We start from the raw sequence: 17,779 nt of genomic DNA, 5'->3' as shown, positions 1-17,779 counted from the left end.
TTTATTTGGCACATATAGTGTTATTACACCTTGCTGAAACTGTGACATTCCGAATGTTGTTTAGTGGCGATAAGGCGCAAACACTTCTAATAACCAGTCGATAAAGGCTTGGGCTTTTAACGGCAGGCTAGGGGATTTGGGCGTGAGGAGGTAATAGCGATAGGGGCTGGTAAAAGGGGCGTCAAAGGGAATGACTAAACTGCCGTTTGCCAATTGCTCTTCGATAAAAAATCGCGGAATAAGCGCTGCACCCATGCCACTGGCGGCGGCTTGGCTCAGCATGTAGAAATGCTCGACGCCAAAGGTTTGTGCTTGAGTGAGTGTTAAGCCCACTTTTTCTGCCCAATATTCCCATAGTTCGGGTCTTGTAGTGTGTTTCAGTAAGGTGACGTGATTGATATCCTCGATATTTTGCAGTTTTGGCGCTAACGAAGGCGCGCAAACCAAACACAAATCCTCATCCATCAGTTTGATATAATTCGCGCCCTTAGGAATAGCTGTGCAGCTGCGAATCGCAATATCATAACGGCCTTGGCTAAAGTCCACGGCAAAGTCACCAATCGACAAATCGACATAAAGGTGCGGATGGCGGGACTTAAACTGCTCCATTCTCGGGATGAGCCAATTAATGGTTAAGCTTGGCAGCACATTGATGGCTAAGGTTTGTGGCTTAGAAGGCTGGCGGCGTAGGTCACTCGTTGCACTTGACAGAGTTTGCAGCGCGGCTTGGACATGGGGCAAATAGCGCTTGGCTTCATCGGTTAAACTGACTTTTTTATGTAAGCGCACAAAAAGCGCAAAACCTAAATAATCCTCTAATACTCGGATTTGTTTACTGACCGCACCATGGGTGACATGCAGCTCCTTGCTGGCTAATGTCATGCTCTGCAAGCGTGCTGCCGCTTCAAAAGCACGGAGGGAATTGAGTGGCGGCAGTTCGGTCAACATTTGATGTCCTACAGTTGGGAGATTCGAACAGGATTACAGATTTTGTGTGAGTTTAACTCACGCAGCGATGACAATAACTCCTTTGCGTTTATTTGGCAAACGCAGTCTAATGCCCAGCAATCACTCCCTTTTTTATCAGAAGAATAATAAATCATTATGGAATTTGAACTGACGCTACAAATCGCTGCGATACTTTTTGCCGTCGCTATGGTGGCAGGTTTTATCGACGCTATAGCCGGTGGCGGTGGCTTGTTGACGATTCCTGCACTCATGTGGGCTGGCTTGCCGCCTGCGGTTGCCTTAGGCACAAATAAGCTGCAGGCCTGTGGCGGCAGTTTTTTTGCGAGCTTGTACTTTGTCCGTAAAGGACTCGTGGATCTTAAATCCGTAAAGTTAGCCTTGATCTGTGCGTTCATCGGCGCGGCATTAGGCACTATTCTCGTTCAACTCGTCGATACCAAAGTGCTGGAATTAATGTTGCCATTTTTGATTTTGGCAATTGGTTGTTACTTCTTATTTTCGAAAAAGATTTCTGAAGACGATAAGCATCAAGTACTGACACCTACCGCGTTTGCGTTCACTGCCGCCTTAGGTGTGGGATTGTACGATGGTTTTTTTGGTCCAGGCACTGGCAGCTTTTTTGCGCTGGCGTTTGTATCGTTAGCAGGTTTTGGTTTGGCTAAGGCTACGGCTCACGCGAAACTACTTAATTTCTCAACCAACATAGCTTCGCTGATTTTCTTCGCCTTGGGCGGCAAAGTGATTTGGTTATTGGGGTTGGTCATGCTCGCAGGACAAGCGATTGGCGCGACTTTGGGCTCTCGTCTGGTTGTGACTAAAGGCACGAAGATCATCAAGCCACTCGTCGTGACTATGTCCCTTGCCATGAGCTTTAAACTCCTCGCAACGCAATATCACTTGTTCTAATTGATTGTTTCTTATCAATAAGCGCAGCCTTAAATGGCGGATTAGCTAATCTTAGCGCGTAAGCTTAAGTTAATTTATCTTATCTTATCTTATCTTATCTGAGTGACGTTCACCTTGGCTCATAAGTTTAGCTGAGGTGGATATCGCTCAGAATATCCTCTAAAGATGATCGCAACGTCTCTTCCTACTTTAGCAATAGGTGTACTCTTTCAAGGTTTTTGAATAGTATAACCTGTCAATTTTAATGCACTTTTTAGGCTTCTCATTTTTCTATGTGCATTTAAACGCTATGTCTTTATTTAATACGATTTGCATGCAGTGTCTATCTCGTCTGCCTTATTTTTGCGTTGATGTGCCGGCACATGCGCTCGGGTTTAGCGCTACCACTTCTTTAAAAGAGCGATTATGAAATTTATCCACACCTCGGACTGGCACATAGGTCGTCAGTTACACAATCAGTCATTACTGGATGATCAAGCCTTTGTGCTCGAGCAAATTATTGCATTAGCAGATGAGCACAAGGTGGATGCTGTGATTGTGGCGGGGGATATTTATGACAGATCGATTCCGCCAGCAAACGCGGTCGCGCTGTTAGATGATGTGCTCAACCGCTTAGTACAGGATTTAGGCGTGCAAGTGATTATGATTGCCGGCAACCACGATGGCCACGAGCGCTTAGGGTTTGCGGCAAAACAAATGGCGGCAAGTGGGTTACATATTATTGGCCCCTTGAGTGCTGACATTCATCCTATTACTTTGTCAAGTTCAAGCGGTGATGTGGTTTTTTATCCCTTGCCTTACGCTGAACCTGCAACAGTACGGCAAGTGTTTGAGTGTGAGGCATCGAGCCACGAAATGGCCATGGATGTGTTGCTGGAAAAAGTGCGTCAGCACGATAGCCAAGGCTTACCCAAAGTGGTGATAAGCCATTGCTTTTTGGATGGTGGCAGTGAGTCAGAATCAGAGCGACCGCTCAGTATTGGTGGCGCCGATAAAATATCGCCAAAGCTCTTTACTGAGTTTGATTATGTCGCCCTTGGACATTTACACGGACCGCAATACAAAGGCGCCGAGTATGTGCGTTACTCAGGATCGATTTTGAAGTATTCCTTTAGTGAACAACATCAACACAAGTCGGTGACCTTAGTCGAACTGGGCACGCAAACGCCGATTGATATCCGTTTATTGCCGTTAACGTCGATGCGTGATGTTCGCATCTTAGAAGGGGAGTTAGACACTTTACTCGCCCAAGGTAAAACTGATGCAAACCGTGAGGATTACCTCATGGTCAGGCTCCTCGATAAACATGCCATTTTAGACGCTATGGGTAAACTTAGGGCCGTCTACCCTAATGTGCTGCATTTAGAGCGGACAGGCTTGATGGCGGGGCAGCAGCAAGTTGCTTTGAGCCGGGATCATATCAAAAAAGGCGAGATGGACATGTTCTGTGACTTTTTCTCCCAGGTGTCTGGCGAGTCATTAACGCAGGCACAACAAGCCGTGATGGATGACCTCCTGACTAAGCTACACAATGAGGAGCGCCAAGCATGAGACCCTTTAGCCTTTCAATGTCAGCCTTTGGTCCCTTTGCATCGACTCAGGCACTTGATTTTACCGCCCTTGGAACCAATCCGTTATTTCTCATCAACGGGCCCACAGGTGCGGGCAAGACGACCTTGCTCGATGGCATTTGTTTTGCGCTTTATGGCAAAACCACAGGTAATGAGCGTGAAGGTAGCCAGATGCGCTGCGATATGGCCGACGATAGTTTACTAACAGAAGTCACTTTCAGTTTTCAGCTCGGCAGTAACAGCTATCGTATTCGCCGGGTGCCAGAGCAAGACAGAGTTAAGAAAAGCGGTGACGGCTCGACAGTGCAAAAGCCTGAAGCGCAGCTCTTTAAAATTGACGCCGATGGCAATGAAAGCTTATTAGTTGCCAGTAAAGTGTCTGAGGCCACCGCTGAGATTGAAGCCTTAACTGGGCTCGATGTGGAGCAGTTTCGCCAAGTGATGGTATTACCTCAGGGTAAGTTTCGCGAATTATTAATGGCGGACTCTAAAGCGCGTGAGCTGATATTTAGTCAGTTATTTCAAACGCATATTTATCGCCGGATTGAAGATACCTTAAAAAATAAGGCTGCCGATATTAGCGGCTTAGTGAAAGATCAACGCAGTCGCCGCGATGGTATTTTACAAAGTGCGGGCCTAGCATCCGATGATGAGCTTAGCAGTGAATTAGCCAAGCTCACACCTGAACTTGCGCTCGCTCAAAGTGCCAAGGAACAGGCATTACAGCAGCAACAATTAATCATTAAAGCCAGCGATGCCGCCCAGCATCTACTGGCTGAATTTGCGCAGTTTGATGTTTTAACTCAAACCGCTGCAGCGCTCGAGGCGCAGCAAGAAAGCATAGTCGCGCAAACCCATAAGCTGAACTTAGCTAAACAAGCGCAGCGTTTAGCGCCTATGGTTGAGGTGTTTTTAGCCCGTGAACAAGAAGCAAAAGCCGCCAATCTCGCCTTTAGCAATGCGCAAACGGCACTGACTCAAGCCAAGCAAGCCTTTGATGATGCTGAGCTTAAAGCGCAAGACTTGCCCGTATTGGAAGCGTCGCTACTGGAACAGGAACAAGCCAAACAGCAACTGAATGCGCTGGGACCGCAGCTTAGGGAACTGGATAGACTCAATAAAACCCTCGAGCAAGAGAAAGCACAGTTAGTTAAAGCTAAAACACAACTTCAGATCAGTAAAAATGAGTTAACCGCAGTAACTCAAAAACGTCGTGAACTGGAATCGGCTTTGCCACAATTGCAGGCCAACAGCGACACTCGCCTCTCATTGCAACAGGCGCACCAGCAGCAACAGCAGTTATTGTCGACTTATCAGCAATGGCAACAAGTGGCGGCAAGGGTATCGTCGACAAAGGAAAAACTTGCCAATGCGAAAGCGCAAGGGCAACAACTCAATGCCGAGCATCAGCAAGCACAGGTTGCGCATAAAGCCCTATTATTGACTTGGCACCAAGGACAGGCTGCCATTTTAGCGCAGCAATTACAGCAAGATGAACCTTGTCCCGTCTGTGGCAGCCAAACCCATCCACAGCCAGCACAGAGCCAAGAGCCGCTCCCAAGTGATGAAGCGCTGCAATTGGCCCAAGACACAGAAACAACGGCCCAAGAAGTCCTGAGTAAAGCCAGAGCAGAATACCGCGGATTAGATGCACAGTTCAAAATCTTGCAACAGCAATCACAAGATCTCGTGGCCCAATTGGGCACAGCGGTTGATATTTCTCAAGATCAACATGCGCATACCTTGTCGCAATATGCTTTTTCCCTCACGCAAGCTGAGCAAGCTCATCAAGATTTGCAGCAGTTACAGCAAGAAATTGTCTTGTTGCACGCGCAGGAAACGCATCTGCAACAAAAGCTGGAGCAAGGACAAACACACGACAGTGCGCTGCAATCTAAAGTGGATTTATTGCAGGGGCAGTTGGCGCACATGCAGCAAAGCGTCCCACCTGCGCTTGCAACGCTTGAGGCATTAACCGCAGCAATCACGCAAAACCAGCAACAGATAAGCCAGATTAAACAGCAGATTGCTGACGTGAGGGCGCTTCAGCAACAAACAGGGCAAACCTTTGTTGCAGCTAAAGCTGCATTGAATGGTGCCGAAAATACCGCTGAGGCGGCATTAGCTCAGCAAACGCGTGCCCAGCAGCAACTCAATCAGCAATTAGTCGCAGCGGGATTTACCGACCAACAGGTCTTATTTGCGGCCATGCTGGATGAAGATCAACTGTATGCATTAGCCAGCGAGATTGAGGCTTACCAGCAGCGCAGTGCTTTGACCAAGGCGCAGTGCGAGCAGTTAGCGCTGAAGCTCAAAGATAAAGTGCCACCCGATAGCATTAAGCTCGCTGCCGAGCTTGAGTCGGCGCAGCAAGCATTACACGCAGCAGAGCAGGTATGGCAGCTGCTTCACACTCGCACAGTACTACTGACCCAAACTCAAACCCAGCTGAGTATTGCAGATACGAAAGCTAAGGCGTTAGACGATGAATATGCAGTTATCGGCACGCTTGCCGATGTGGCGAATGGGAAAACAGGCAATAAGATCAGTTTGCAGCGTTTTGTGTTAAGCGTACTGCTCGACGATGTGTTACTCGAAGCGAGCCATAGGCTGCATCTGATGAGTAAGGGACGTTATCGCTTGCTGCGTAAGGAAGATAGAGCAAAGGGCAACAAGGCGTCTGGGCTCGAGTTAGAAGTGGAAGATGCCTACACCTCAAAAGTGCGCCCTGTGGCAACCTTAAGCGGCGGCGAAAGTTTTATGGCGGCCTTGTCCATGGCGTTAGGGCTATCCGATGTGGTGCAAGCTTATGCTGGGGGGATCAAACTCGACACCTTATTTATCGATGAAGGCTTTGGCAGTTTAGACCAAGATTCATTGGAATTGGCGATTCGAACCTTGATGGATCTGCAGTCTTCAGGTCGCATGATAGGGGTGATCTCGCACGTTTCTGAGATGAAAGAGCAGATAAATACTCGCATCGACATCAATAAAACCTCACATGGGAGCGAAATGACGATAGTTTTGCCTTAGTCGGTCGTTCTCTCAGAGTACAATAAATAACCTGCTGTTTTGTATATGTTATTTATTGTGACTCTTGCGTGTTTAACATTGGGATAATGTGCGCAAACTGAGTTGAAAATGCCAACTGGCGCATGTTTCTTGTTAATAGTCAGGTAAAAGTACGAAATAGCATTTGTCATAATGGGATTTTTGGGATAAGTTGGAAAAAATTCGGGCTTCCCTCATAGGGACTGGTTCAAAAATAAAACGCAAAGTTAACGAAAGGTGAAAAGCGTTGCAGACAGGCAAACCCAACTTTATCAACTTATCGCAAACCCGTTTGCAGAACTTATCATCGACCCAAAAAAACATTCTATTAATGGGTGGTTTGTTGATTGGCGCTGCTATGTTAATGCCGAATAATGGTCATGTTGTGCCAACTGCTCAGCGTATCCCTGTTGTCCTCGATATTGAAAATATTCTCCCCCAAGTTTCTGAACCTGAAGTCCAAGATCAAGCAACCCTTATTAATAACGCTCCACAGTTTGAGCGAATTATCGTTTCTGGTGATACCTTAAGTGGGTTATTTTCGAAAGCGGGTGTTGATCAGCAGACCATGTATAAGGTGTTAGAAGCTGATTTAAATATTTTGGCACTTGATACCTTATTGCCTGGTAACAGAATGCAATTTTGGCTCGATAACGAAGGCCAATTACAGAAATTAGAACTTTATTTTAACGCTGCTCGCCAAGTGGTGTTTACACGCTATGAAGACGGCAGTTTTAATGTTGAAGAAGTCAACGTTGAAGGCGTTTGGCAAAATCGTATTATATCTGGCGATATTAAAGGCTCATTTTACGTCTCTGCACAAAAAATGGGTTTAGCTGCTGCAGACATTCAGCGGATTGAAGATTTACTCAAAGAAAAATTGAATTTCGCCCGTGATTTACGCGTTGGCGATAAATTCTCTGTTTTGGTAAATGATCAATATGTTGAAGGTGAAGCGACGGGCAGTAGCCAAATTTTAGGCGTGAGTATTAAAACCGGTCGTTCTGAAATTAGTGCATTTCAATATACTGACGGCAGTTATTACGATGCCAAGGGCCAGAGTTTAGTGCGTGCGTTCCAGCGTTATCCATTAGCTAAACAACCCCGCATGAGTTCCCGTTTTAATCCATATCGTAAGCATCCTATTACTGGCCGTATTTCACCCCATAACGGAACCGACTTTTCAGTGCCTATCGGGACTAAAGTGATTGCTCCTGGTGATGGTGTTGTTAGTTTAGTGACTGATCACCAGTTCGCTGGTAAGTATATTGTGATTGACCACGGTGGTAAGTATCGTACCCGTTACCTGCATTTATCTAAGGCGCTTGTACGTAAAGGTCAGCGAGTGACTCGAGGCCAAGTGATTGCTTTATCTGGTAATACTGGTCGTTCAACGGGTCCACACTTACATTATGAATTCCATATCCATGGTAAACCTGTTGACCCGTTGAAAGCGGATATTCCTATGTCTAGCAAGTTAGCGAATCAAGACTTACGCACATTTACCAATATGGTGAAGAGTCGTGAAGCTATGATGAACCTTGGCTAATAGAACTAAGTCTCGCCAAGTCTGAATAAGCGTTCTAAGATTTTATTAATGCCGATGAAATGTAAATTTCATCGGCATTTTTGTTTCCATCATTCTTCTTGTTGTAGATATTTTTCTGCTATCACAAGTATTCTTCGAGTTGTAAGGAAGCTTTAAAATTTATTCGATTCGTAGTTGTGGCGATAAAAACTCGGGGGATAAATGGAGCGGTTCTGAGGAGTTTCTGTTAGCAAGTTATTCTCTTGGACAATAAGAGACTCAATTTGGCAGCTGATGACCTTTAAAGCTAACTAGCACTCTTTATTAGGGACTGAACAGAACTAAATACGTAGCGTTAAATAGCGTCTATCAGCTTGCTTGGCGTCTTTGCATCACTTTTAATGCACACTTACACAGTTTACCTTTTAGAGCGGGACAGCCACCGCAGGGAGACTTTTTAAAAGGACGTAATGCAAAGCTGTGTTCTGTTGGTAAAGGAGTGAGCCGAGTAATCATAGTCGATGAAAATGTTGCATCATTAGCGGCAATAAACGTAGCCTTTGCCAGTTTTAACTGTTTCTTGAGTGCGGATTTATCGCTATGGGCAAATTCTTGTTGTGAAATGTGCTTCGTGAGTAATTTGGTGAGGTGTTTGCGCTGAGCTTTTTTATTCGTCAAAGATTTATCAGTCAGTGTGTTCAGATGAGATAAGGATGGAATCGCTTTTCCTGAACTTGAAACAGATCTTGCCTGTGTTTTGAGTAACTTTTTAGCTTGTTTTTTACACCACTTGCTCAAAAGTTTATCGATATTCTGTTTCGTCATTGTCGTTACTGAATTCTGCAGCGTGAGATACTTCAATATTCTAAATGAAAACTATTATCAGTCAAGTTGTGAGTGAAAAATATACTAAGGTCAAGTGTTGGCTTTATCTGCGCAATAAGGGGATATGTTGGCGTCGATACAGGTCAATAATAAGCGTAAATCAAATTCAAACTGGTGATAATCCGGCTCCATATGAGTACACAAATTATAGAAAGCCTTATTGTGATCTTTTTCTTTTAAATGGGCTAATTCGTGTACAACGACCATACGTAATAAAGGCTCTGGTACACGCTTCAAACGTGAAGAGATGCGAATTTCATTCTTAGCTTTGATTTTATTGCCTTGAACTCGCGCGACGTAGGAATGTAAGCCAAGTGCATGATGACTAATGTTAATTTTGTCATCAAAGATCACTTTTGAGAGCGGGGACGACTGGCGTAAAAATTGGTTTTTAATCGCTTGGGTGTAGTCGTACAGCGCTTTATCGCTGCGAACGCTATGTATGACTGGATGACGTTTCAACAGTAGCTTAGGTAATGTGCCAGCATCAAGATGTTGCTGTACCTGCTGTTGGATATCTGGGCTGTAACCGCTTAAGTATTTTAATGGATTCATAGGGGATTGGGCTCCGAATGAATTCGGAGCCTGAGTCATCGCATTACTTAAACTTTGCCGAAAATACGGCGGTTTTGCTGGGCGTAAGCGGCTTCAAAAGCTAACTGCTGCACTTTTTTAAGATCTAAACTATCGAAATCAACCTGTGGTGGATTGCGCTTGTTTTGCTCTTTGATAGTGACAGGAGACAGTAAGCTGACAGGTAATTCACCTAATTGAATCGCGGCTTCAAGTTTAAAACTTGTGGCTGAGCCCGCCAATTTACCTTTTTGTTCACGTTCAATGATGACAACTTCATCAACGCGATAATCTTGCATAAGCTTATGAAAAGCGAAGTGAAACTCACGAATAGCTTCTGTGGTAGCAGATTGGGAAACGGTGAAAGACACCTTACGGCATTCTGGCACATTGAAGGTTTCACCTTCATAGCTCAATAAACTGATAATGGCTTCGCCACCTTTTAATTCAACACCACAAACTCTCATGTTACACCTTCAAAATATCGATAATAGCGCTATTGTAGCTGGAAATGACGTGAGGATCAGTGTTTACCCTGCGCTTTTGATTCGCTTGGCGACAGACTGATGCGCTTAGTGCGTCAATTCCCAGTATTCGATCAGCCAATGTGTTGTGTATCAGAAATAAAATCTGATGTTAAATCCACCGGCATGTATGCATTAATTTGTTCTAAACTTCTTCTGTATCATTGTCTTGCAGTAATTTCGCCGCAGCAGGCTTTTTACGCATTGGTGCATCGCCAATGTCCACGCCCGTGATAAAACGCTTATCCCGTGAAGGCGCCGGTGTGGCTGCTTTAGTTCTTTTGCTCTTACCTTTAGCAAGCTCGGCTTTAGCAACACGTTTTGCTGGTGTGTGTTTGGCTTTGCTTTTTAGACCACTAAATTTAGCTTCTAGACCTGGAATCGTACTGATCTCAAAGGTCTTTCTAAGGAACACTTGGACTTTCTTAAAGTTGTCCCAATCTTTAGGTCCGACGAGCGATATCGCATCACCTTTCGCGCCAGCACGGCCAGTACGACCGATACGATGCACGTATTCTTCGGCAAATTTAGGCATGTCGAAGTTGACGACTAAGGACACATTGAGCAAATCCAAACCACGAGAGGCAACATCGGTCGTCACTAGGACTTGTTGTTGGCCACGGGCAAATTGGTCCATGATTTGGTTGCGTGCGGCTTGCTTTAAATCACCGCTGAGTGCGGCGGTTGCAAAACCTTGCTCAATTAATTTAGCAGCTAAGCGTTCTGTATCTGGGCGCGTCGCAGTAAAGATGATCACTTGCTTGTGGGTTTCATCTTTAAGTAAACGGGCTAATAACGCTTCTTTGTGGTCTAAGTGGTCACATAAGAAGATGCGTTGGTGAATGTCGTTATGCTCAGAGTGAGCCGCGCCAATCGCCACGTGCGCTGGATTTTTTAACAGCGTTGCCGCGATATCATTGATTTCGTCATGATCTAGTGTGGCAGAAAACATCAGCGTTTGACGACGTTTATGATCGGCAGCATCGTTGATGGCTTTTAACTGCGGGGCAAAGCCTAAATCTAACATGCGGTCGGCTTCATCGAGCACGAGTAACTCTAACCCATTCAGAAATAGATGTTTTTGCTCTAAATGATCGGCGATACGGCCTGGCGTCGCGACAATAAAATGCGGTTCTTTCGCTAGGGCTTTAGCTTGATCGTTAAAGTTTTCACCGCCCAGAACGCTGATTGCCTTGTATTGGGTGTTGGCGACCAGCAGGCGAAGTTGACTATAAACTTGATGTGCTAGTTCGCGGGTTGGTAATAAAATCAATACTCTAGGATCGCGTTTTGACAGTGAGCGGGTAGAAATGACTCTTTGCAATGCGGGTAGCAAAAACGCTAAGGTTTTACCTGAGCCTGTTTTTGATGACGCCATTAAATCTTTACCTGCCAATGCGATAGGCAGTGCTTGTTCCTGGATGGCGGTGGGTTCTGTGATCCCCATATGTTTTATGCTTTGAAGCAGACGCTGGTCCAGAGAAAAATCGGTAAATTGCAAAGGTATATCCCCTAAATCTTAGTAAGGGCAGATTATAGCCTTAATCGCCCTAACTCAGCTATCCACATCGGTGATTATCTCTGCTTCACGCATGGATTTATCGCGAAAGTGTGTCATTTACACTTAGTTGCCGGCATTTGTTTACATTGATGTTACAAGTACTTAATTGCCTTGGTTTCACCAATTGACAGTGGATATGAAAGGATTTTACGTTATCGTGTAGTGGATTGAGTAACAGGAGAATGATTTATGGCTAACGGAACAACCCCTTCGGTTGGTATTGCCTTGGGCAGTGGCGCTGCGAAAGGTTGGGCGCACATTGGCGTGTTGAATGGTCTTGCCGCCATGGGGATCAAACCCGATAAAGTTGCGGGATGTTCGGTGGGCGCTTTAGTGGGCGCCGCGTACGCCCATGACCATTTACCTGAATTAGAAGAATGGGTTCGGAGTTTCTCGAGCTGGGACGTGCTTGGCTTGATGGACATTCGATGGCGTAAAGGCGGCCTTATCGGCGGTGATAAAGTATTTGATGTGCTGCAAGCTCGAATAGGGGATGTGAATATTGAGAACCTCAACCGTCCTTTTGCGGCGGTTGCGACCGACTTGTACTCGGGGCAGGAGATTTGGTTTACTGAAGGGGATTTACGTCAAGCGGTGCGCGCTTCTTGCTCTATGCCGGGGATTTTGGCACCTGTGAGACAAGGTGATCGCTGGCTTGTCGATGGTGCTGTGGTGAATCCAGTGCCTGTTTCTGTTAGCCGTGCCATGGGCGTTGATGTGGTGATAGCCGTGGATTTATATGGTTATCATTCTGGTCGCATCCAAGTATTGCCGGTGAGCATGACGAGCCAAAAAAACGTTGAAGCTGAAATGGATATGCCTGCGCGACAAGAAACTGGATTTATGGATTTGTTTGCCCGTGGCCGAGATTATGTCAGCAATCTGACCGATAAGTTTTCACTTGGCACTAAATCGAATCCTGGCATGATTGCTGTAATGTCGCAATCTATGGGCATTTTAGAGCAAAGACATAAACGGGCGCGCTTGATGGGCGATCCGCCAGATATTTGTATTGTGCCTGAGGTCGGCAATATCGGCACTATGGAGTTTCACCGTGCCGATGAGGCGATTGCCGCTGGCGAGGCTGCCGTTGAAAAGGTGGCCCACTTGATTGAAGCTGCGATGTGGAAGGGCTAATCCGTTAAAAGATAAACAGTTGACTATCAAATAGAAAAAGTCGGTACAACTCGCGTTATACCGACTTTTTGCTCTCTAAAACTGAGTCTTGCTATCTAAAACTGAGCATTTATGTCGCTTTGATGGCGAGTTACGCTAACTTCACCAACATTTTACCGCGATTCTTACCTTCAAACAGACCGATAAAGGCATCAGGTGCTTGTTCAAGCCCTTGATAAATGGTTTGTTCAGCTTTGACTTTACCTTCAGCTAACCATTGAGCCATTTTCACGGCAAACTCAGGATAATGCGCCCAATGTTCGGATACGATAAAACCTTCTAACTTAAGTTTACGCATCACTATCAGGGCCAAGTTGTCTGGACCGGGTGTTGGCGCAGTGTCGTTGTACTGCGAAATCATACCGCAAACGGCGATACGACCATGATCTTTCATATTGCTCAGCGCTGCGGCTAAATGCTCACCACCGACGTTTTCAAAGTACACATCAATCCCTTCTGGCGCGGCTTTTGTGAGCGCTTGGGTGAGATTGCCACAGGTTTTGTAATTGATGATGGCATCAACACCATAGCTTCGCAGCAATTCCGCTTTTTCGTCTGAACCCACTGAGGCGATTACGCGAGCACCCATCAGTTTACCAATCTGGCAAGCAACACTGCCGACGGCGCCTGATGCGGCAGAAACAAACAGGGTTTCACCTGCTTTTAAATCTGCGATGCGAGTCAGTCCCGTCCACGCTGTCATGCCCGGCATACCCAGCACGCCGAGGAAATGTGAACTGTCTAATTCGGTTTGCGGCAGAGCGGTCAGTCCAGCAGTGTCGGTGACAGCGTGCTCGCGCCAACCTAACATGCTGCTGACTTTAGTGCCTACTGGGAAATCACTGTTTTTAGACGCGATAACTTCACCAATCGCGCCGCCTTCTAAGACTTGATTTAAGGCGAAGGGCGGAACATAACTCTTACGATCTACCATGCGGCCACGCATATAAGGGTCGACCGACATCCACAGGTTTTTAATCAACACTTGGCCATCGGCGAGCGGTGCTAAGGATTGATTTACTAAAGTAAAGTTCTCTGCCGTAGGCATGCCTTCAGGGCGACTGGCTAAATGGATTTCACGGGTTTCGGTAATAGTGCTATTCATAAAAAATTAACCTTTTGTTTGTGCGCAAACTAACTGCGTCAACTGTACGTGGCTTCATGACACAATGCAAATACTTTGCGCGCAAACTAGATGCGATGGGGCGGATCGGATAAGATAGCGCTATGTTTGAATGACAGGCGCTTAAACGTGCAAAATTGTTTATCTCACCCAGAGCTCGGATCTACAGAGCAGAGTCAAAACCCAGAGCTACAAAACCCAGAGTCACAAAGCCTAGCGCCAAGTGATGCACTGTGTTTATCTGATAATGTGTGCTTCGCGTTATATTCTGCGAGCAATGCCTTAGTGCGCGCTTATCGGCCTTTACTCGAGGCATACGAGTTAACTTTTCCTCAATATCTGGTGATGCAAACCCTTTGGCGTCAAAATGGCTGTAGTCAAACCCAGCTATCGGCGGCGACTAAGCTCGATATGGGGACGCTAACGCCTATTGTTAAGCGGTTAGAGGTAAAAGGCTTGATCACGCGTTTGGCCTGCGTTGAAGATGAGCGGAAAAAATTGATCACTCTGACTGCTCAGGGAGAGGCGATTAAGCATGAAGCCCTAGCCTTAAAGCAAACCTTGCTAAATAAAGTGCAGATGGATGCCGAGGCACTCGATTTACTGAGGCGGCAATGTCTTGCCCTTATTGAAGATTTACAGTCCTAGAGATAAACCTACGGGTGCTGTTCGCTACCCGAGAATTCAGGCTCTGCATAGATTAATACTTGATTGGCTTAGTTTTTGCTTTAAAACCGTCATTGAGTCTTAGACGCCGAATTTTTGACGATGAATTCTATTTTAAATGCCTTCAATCTTAATCGCAGCAGTACCAGTATCGCCGATGCCTATGGTGCCAATAGCCAAAAGACGAGTACGGCTAAAACCGATGCGACCACTGAGACCAAGAAAACTCAGACGGATGCCGCTAAACCCGACGCGGGTAAAGCCGATGAGATAGCGCTGTCGCCACGGGCGCAACGTGCACAGAAAATTCAGTCGATGGCAAAGGATTTTTTTGCTGATGGCAAATTTGGTGTCGCCGATATTCCCGCATTAGTGTCACGTTTACAAAGAGACGGCATTTTATCGGACGTGCAACTCGACCGTTTATCAAAAAACGGTATTACAGTTCCGAGCACAACCACGCCGAGTAAGCAGTCGCTGCAAGATTTCTTAGATGATGAGCTCAAATCATTAGCCAAAAAATCACCGAATAACCCCCTGATTAATACTTTGGTCGATGCGAAAAACGTTTTGACCAATATGGATGATGCTCAGTCGCCAGTGCTCGCCCAAAAAGCCACCAAAGTCCTTGGCCAATTAACGGATTATTTAAATTCTGAGCCACCGCTAACGGATGCCCAAAAACAGCAATGGCAGGGGCTTAAATCTATGATGCAACTCGCTTCGTCTATGGGCTCGCATCAGTCGGCATCAGGCCAACTCAGTAGTTATCTTGCACTCGCGAAGCGTTAATCTTGAGTTATGGAGCCTGATCATCACGGATTTCAGGCATCAACTAGCTGGGTTTAATCAGCAGGTCAAGGCGCAATTTTCAGATAATTGGGCCTAGCTGCAGTTCTGGTTTGTTCTTTTATTTCATCCTAAAAACTATGATCTGGATCATGGACGCCTCACCGTCGTTGTAGCCTAATGCTCTACATATTGTGTTTTATGCTTTTAAAATCACTAGATGTAGTGTTAATTTTTAGGCGAGATGGAGAGGAACTGAACAATGCCAGTCGTAATTAAGCGTGATGGTTGCCGCACACCTTTTGATGAAACAAGGATACGGGATGCAGTGAATGCCGCTGCAAACTCAGTTGGAATAGAGGATGGCGACTATGCAGCGACAGTGGCAGCGTGTATCAGTCAAAGCGTCGCGACCTTAACCGAAGTCGATATCCATCATCTGCAGGATGCGGTTGAGAATTTACTGATGGAAGGGCCGTATAAGTCCTTGGCGCGGGTTTATATCGAATACCGTCACGACCGAGATGTGTGCCGTGAAGCGACCAGTAAACTAAACCTCGAAATCCGTGGTTTAGTCGAGCAAAGCAATGCGGCTTTACTCAATGAAAATGCCAATAAAGATTCGAAAGTTATCCCAACTCAGCGGGATTTGCTCGCAGGCATAGTCGCTAAACATTATGCCAAGAGTCATATCTTGCCAAAGGATGTGGTTGCTGCCCATGAAGCGGGGGAGATCCACTACCACGACTTAGATTACTCGCCATTTTTCCCGATGTTTAACTGCATGCTGATTGATTTGGCCGGCATGTTGACCCATGGCTTTAAAATGGGCAATGCTGAAATCGAAACTCCTAAGTCTATCTCAACGGCGACAGCCGTCACCGCACAGATCATTGCCCAAGTGGCGAGCCATATTTATGGCGGCACGACCATCAATCGCATCGACGAAGTGTTGGCGCCATTTGTCGCTAAGAGCTACGACAAGCACTACCAAATCGCCCTGAATTGGCAGATCACCGACGCCAAAGCCTTTGCCACGGCGCAAACTGAAAAAGAATGTCACGATGCATTTCAGTCTTTGGAATATGAGGTTAATACCTTGCATACCGCCAATGGCCAAACACCGTTCGTTACCTTTGGCTTTGGTTTAGGCACATCATGGGAATCCCGCTTAATTCAGCAATCTATGCTGAAAGTACGGATGGCGGGATTAGGTAAAAATCGCAAGACGGCAGTTTTCCCTAAGTTAGTGTTTGCGATTCGCGATGGCATTAATCACAAGACTGGCGATTGCAATTACGATGTCAAACAGATGGCACTCAAATGCGCAACTATGCGCATGTATCCCGACATTCTCAATTACGAGCAAGTCGAGAAAGTCACAGGTTCATTTAAAACTCCAATGGGTTGCCGCAGCTTTTTAGGCACCTACGAGGAAAATGGCGAGCTCGTGCATGAAGGGCGCAATAATCTCGGAGTAGTGAGCTTAAACTTGCCGCGGATTGCCTTGGAAGCGAAGGGCGATGAAGCTGAATTTTATCGTATTTTAGATGACAGATTAGTCTTAGCTCGTAAAGCGCTGGATACTCGTATCGAGCGACTCAATGGCGTCAAAGCCCGCGTGGCACCAATCCTGTATATGGAAGGGGCCTGTGGCGTGCGCTTGCGCGCCGATGATGATGTTTCTCAAATCTTTAAAAATGGTCGCGCGTCGATTTCACTCGGTTACATTGGCCTGCATGAAACCATGAATGCACTCTATGGCACCCAAACCCATGTATTTGACGATGCACAATTAAGGGACAAAGCCGTCGCTATTGTTGCCTATCTTAAAGCCGCCACGGATGCGTGGAAGGCTGAAACAGGTTATGGCTTTAGTCTGTATAGCACGCCAAGTGAGAGTCTCTGCAGCCGTTTTTGTAAACTGGATGCGAAGCAATTTGGCCTAGTCACAGGTGTGACGGACAAGGGCTATTACACGAATAGTTTCCACCTTGATGTGGAAAAAAGCGTAAATCCTTACGATAAAATCGATTTTGAACAGCCATATCCCGCTATCGCTAACGGTGGCTTTATTTGTTATGGCGAATATCCGAACATGCAGCATAACCTCGAAGCGCTGGAAAACGTGTGGGATTATAGTTACAGCCGCGTGCCTTACTATGGCACGAACACGCCCATCGACGAATGCTATGACTGTGGCTTTACCGGCGAATTTAGCTGTACCAGTAAAGGGTTCACTTGCCCTAAGTGCGGCAACCATGAGCCAAGTCGGGTGTCAGTGACGCGCCGAGTCTGCGGTTACTTAGGCAGCCCAGATGCGCGGCCCTTTAATTATGGTAAACAGGAAGAAGTAAAACGTAGGATCAAACACTTGTAACACTATTATTTTATTCTGCTTGTTAGACTTATTCCGTGGCATCACGTGGCATAAATAGTGCCGTGGGATAAGTCCCA

At 46.1% G+C, this 17,779-nt stretch carries 14 protein-coding genes; 8 read left to right on the top strand and 6 right to left on the bottom strand.

Annotation, left to right across the window (positions count from 1 at the left end; translation table 11 throughout):
- Positions 1-60: 60 nt before the first annotated feature.
- Complete coding sequence (locus MO387_RS10295; protein WP_012088834.1) at positions 61-948, bottom strand: LysR family transcriptional regulator; 888 nt, start codon at positions 946-948, stop codon at positions 61-63.
- Positions 949-1,104: 156 nt separating this feature from the next.
- On the opposite strand from MO387_RS10295, the gene MO387_RS10290 reads away from it, so the two are divergent.
- The 4 genes from MO387_RS10290 to MO387_RS10275 all read left to right on the top strand — a co-directional run bounded on the left by MO387_RS10290 (position 1,105) and on the right by MO387_RS10275 (position 8,046).
- Positions 1,105-1,875 carry a TSUP family transporter gene (locus tag MO387_RS10290; protein ID WP_006081168.1) on the top strand — a complete coding sequence of 257 codons (771 nt, stop codon included), beginning with the start codon at positions 1,105-1,107 and terminating at the stop codon, positions 1,873-1,875.
- Between the two features lie 405 nt (positions 1,876-2,280).
- Positions 2,281-3,426 carry an exonuclease SbcCD subunit D gene (locus MO387_RS10285; RefSeq protein ID WP_107947068.1) on the top strand — a complete coding sequence of 382 codons (1,146 nt, stop codon included), beginning with the start codon at positions 2,281-2,283 and terminating at the stop codon, positions 3,424-3,426.
- Positions 3,423-6,479, top strand: coding sequence for an AAA family ATPase (locus tag MO387_RS10280; protein WP_107947069.1), 3,057 nt, complete (start codon positions 3,423-3,425; stop codon positions 6,477-6,479). Before MO387_RS10285 ends, MO387_RS10280 begins: the two co-directional genes overlap by 4 nt.
- A gap of 265 nt (positions 6,480-6,744) precedes the next feature.
- Positions 6,745-8,046, top strand: coding sequence for a peptidoglycan DD-metalloendopeptidase family protein (locus MO387_RS10275; RefSeq protein ID WP_242326241.1), 1,302 nt, complete (start codon positions 6,745-6,747; stop codon positions 8,044-8,046).
- Between the two features lie 348 nt (positions 8,047-8,394).
- On the opposite strand, the gene MO387_RS10270 is transcribed toward MO387_RS10275, so the two are convergent.
- The 4 genes from MO387_RS10270 to MO387_RS10255 all read right to left on the bottom strand — a co-directional run bounded on the left by MO387_RS10270 (position 8,395) and on the right by MO387_RS10255 (position 11,508).
- Positions 8,395-8,850, bottom strand: coding sequence for a hypothetical protein (locus MO387_RS10270; RefSeq protein WP_107947071.1), 456 nt, complete (start codon positions 8,848-8,850; stop codon positions 8,395-8,397).
- Positions 8,851-8,940: 90 nt separating this feature from the next.
- Complete coding sequence (locus MO387_RS10265) at positions 8,941-9,465, bottom strand: M48 family metallopeptidase (RefSeq protein WP_107947072.1); 525 nt, start codon at positions 9,463-9,465, stop codon at positions 8,941-8,943.
- A 47-nt stretch (positions 9,466-9,512) separates the two neighbouring features.
- Positions 9,513-9,950, bottom strand: a complete 438-nt coding sequence (locus MO387_RS10260) for a DUF3010 family protein (protein ID WP_006081174.1) — start codon at positions 9,948-9,950, stop codon at positions 9,513-9,515.
- Positions 9,951-10,152: 202 nt separating this feature from the next.
- On the bottom strand, positions 10,153-11,508 hold the full coding sequence (locus tag MO387_RS10255) for a DEAD/DEAH box helicase (protein ID WP_107947073.1): 1,356 nt from the start codon (positions 11,506-11,508) through the stop codon (positions 10,153-10,155).
- 249 nt (positions 11,509-11,757) lie between these two features.
- Here MO387_RS10255 and rssA point away from each other — a divergent pair, with 249 nt between their 5' ends.
- The gene (rssA, locus tag MO387_RS10250; RefSeq protein ID WP_107947074.1) at positions 11,758-12,705 is read left to right on the top strand and encodes a patatin-like phospholipase RssA; all 948 of its coding nucleotides are present in this window, start codon (positions 11,758-11,760) and stop codon (positions 12,703-12,705) included.
- 130 nt (positions 12,706-12,835) lie between these two features.
- Here the strand turns inward: rssA and MO387_RS10245 are convergent, their stop codons facing one another.
- On the bottom strand, positions 12,836-13,849 hold the full coding sequence (locus MO387_RS10245) for an NADP-dependent oxidoreductase (protein ID WP_107947075.1): 1,014 nt from the start codon (positions 13,847-13,849) through the stop codon (positions 12,836-12,838).
- 147 nt (positions 13,850-13,996) lie between these two features.
- On the opposite strand from MO387_RS10245, the gene MO387_RS10240 reads away from it, so the two are divergent.
- The 3 genes from MO387_RS10240 (at position 13,997) to nrdD (ending at position 17,702) form a co-directional block, all read left to right on the top strand.
- A complete protein-coding gene (locus tag MO387_RS10240; RefSeq protein ID WP_107947076.1) occupies positions 13,997-14,515 on the top strand; it encodes a MarR family transcriptional regulator in 519 nt (172 codons plus the stop codon).
- Positions 14,516-14,635: 120 nt separating this feature from the next.
- On the top strand, positions 14,636-15,325 hold the full coding sequence (locus MO387_RS10235) for a hypothetical protein (protein WP_107947077.1): 690 nt from the start codon (positions 14,636-14,638) through the stop codon (positions 15,323-15,325).
- A 259-nt stretch (positions 15,326-15,584) separates the two neighbouring features.
- Positions 15,585-17,702 carry an anaerobic ribonucleoside-triphosphate reductase gene (nrdD, locus tag MO387_RS10230; RefSeq protein ID WP_107947078.1) on the top strand — a complete coding sequence of 706 codons (2,118 nt, stop codon included), beginning with the start codon at positions 15,585-15,587 and terminating at the stop codon, positions 17,700-17,702.
- The last annotated feature ends 77 nt before the right edge of the window (positions 17,703-17,779 follow it).

The sequence above is a fragment of the Shewanella sp. N2AIL genome (genome assembly GCF_022690845.1).
Taxonomy (GTDB): Bacteria; Pseudomonadota; Gammaproteobacteria; order Enterobacterales; family Shewanellaceae; genus Shewanella; species Shewanella baltica.
The sequence above is the reverse complement of the archived record's forward strand: the minus strand, read 5'-3'. Positions and strand labels throughout refer to the sequence as shown.

Coding starts and splice junctions, on each gene's coding strand:
- MO387_RS10295 (WP_012088834.1), bottom strand. CDS start 948: ATGTTGACCGAACTGCCGCCACTCAATTCCCTCCGTGCTTTTGAAGCG.
- MO387_RS10290 (WP_006081168.1), top strand. CDS start 1,105: ATGGAATTTGAACTGACGCTACAAATCGCTGCGATACTTTTTGCCGTC.
- MO387_RS10285 (WP_107947068.1), top strand. CDS start 2,281: ATGAAATTTATCCACACCTCGGACTGGCACATAGGTCGTCAGTTACAC.
- MO387_RS10280 (WP_107947069.1), top strand. CDS start 3,423: ATGAGACCCTTTAGCCTTTCAATGTCAGCCTTTGGTCCCTTTGCATCG.
- MO387_RS10270 (WP_107947071.1), bottom strand. CDS start 8,850: ATGACGAAACAGAATATCGATAAACTTTTGAGCAAGTGGTGTAAAAAA.
- MO387_RS10265 (WP_107947072.1), bottom strand. CDS start 9,465: ATGAATCCATTAAAATACTTAAGCGGTTACAGCCCAGATATCCAACAG.
- MO387_RS10260 (WP_006081174.1), bottom strand. CDS start 9,950: ATGAGAGTTTGTGGTGTTGAATTAAAAGGTGGCGAAGCCATTATCAGT.
- rssA (WP_107947074.1), top strand. CDS start 11,758: ATGGCTAACGGAACAACCCCTTCGGTTGGTATTGCCTTGGGCAGTGGC.
- MO387_RS10245 (WP_107947075.1), bottom strand. CDS start 13,849: ATGAATAGCACTATTACCGAAACCCGTGAAATCCATTTAGCCAGTCGC.
- MO387_RS10235 (WP_107947077.1), top strand. CDS start 14,636: ATGAATTCTATTTTAAATGCCTTCAATCTTAATCGCAGCAGTACCAGT.
- nrdD (WP_107947078.1), top strand. CDS start 15,585: ATGCCAGTCGTAATTAAGCGTGATGGTTGCCGCACACCTTTTGATGAA.